The 1,145-nt window shown below is 33.4% G+C and carries 1 protein-coding gene and 1 pseudogene; both read left to right on the top strand.

Annotated elements, in window-relative coordinates:
• A pseudogene (locus tag ACFIO3_RS13485) lies at positions 1-77 on the top strand (TrwH protein); the annotation flags it as partial.
• Entirely contained in the window at positions 74-889 is an 816-nt protein-coding gene (locus tag ACFIO3_RS13490; protein WP_375608898.1) for a type IV secretion system protein, read from the top strand. The pseudogene ACFIO3_RS13485 and the gene ACFIO3_RS13490, both read left to right, overlap by 4 nt.
• Positions 890-1,145: the final 256 nt, after the last annotated feature.

The following is a 1,145-nucleotide window of genomic DNA, read 5'->3' on the forward strand; positions in this document are numbered from 1 at the left end:
TAAAGCAACCAAATGATAGAAACCGCGTACCCATTAATAAAACAATCCCTGCCGAAATCAAGCGAGGAGACAGATGAGAAAGATCTTTATTATAACAGGAATGATTATAGCTTTTGGATTGCCAAATTTAGCATATAGTTTTGTTACTTCCATACCTAATCCTGAAGTAATTCATGATAGTTATACATCTGCATCAAAAAAAACTGCAAAACCACCTGCTGAAAAACCACCTGCTGAAAAACCACTATCTACTTCAGCAAAAGAGTATCTGAAAATTATTGAATTATTAAAAGAACAGGTTGAAGCGCAAAAAAAGCGAATATCAAAAGATGCAGACATCTATCATTCTGTGATGGGTAATAGAGTAATTAACAGACTAATGTCCCCAAATAACATGGACTATTTTTTTCAAAATCCGGAGCTTATCTATCCAGTTCCAAAACTGCGCTACAACAACAAGGATACAATGTCTCAGAAACTTATGAATATTATTGCCGGCGTTATTATGAAAGAAAAAAGACCTCATATGTTGCCAAACGACCAAATACGTACAATGGTTAACGAGCGTCTCAAATATAGCGGTATCGTTTCTAAAGCCGTAAGCTTGCGAGCTTTTCAGGATGCAAAGAAACGTTTTATACAAATTACAAATTTCTTAAATGATATAGATAAAACAAGGAGTTTGTCAGAGGTCGCAGAATTGCAAGTATACATAAAGATCATGTTAGCCTTACTCCACAATGAATCTTTAAAGCTACAAATGATCAGGAATTTAAGCAATAATGAAGAATTTCTTATCGACATACAAAAACGCAAAATCTATGGAAATATAGTTAATTCATTACACAGACAGATGCCTCGCATACGGTTTTACCAAAATTCTTTATAACATTTGTTTTCTCTATTTTATGAAAATAATCCTATTGTACATGTCTCAACAATCTGGAAAAACGCACAAAAGTTTCATCAAATCCAAAATAATCTCGGTGGGAGCGCTTGGACAAATTGTGTCAATACCAATGAAGCACATAGCATGTATCTGTATTTTAAAATGATAAAAAATTGAAAATTCATTAAAGAGGAATGCCATGAACTTCACGCTGTTCACGCAACTTTTCACTGAAATTGACAAAATAACAAAAACT

The organism is Bartonella sp. AD328YNZD, assembly GCF_042196425.1.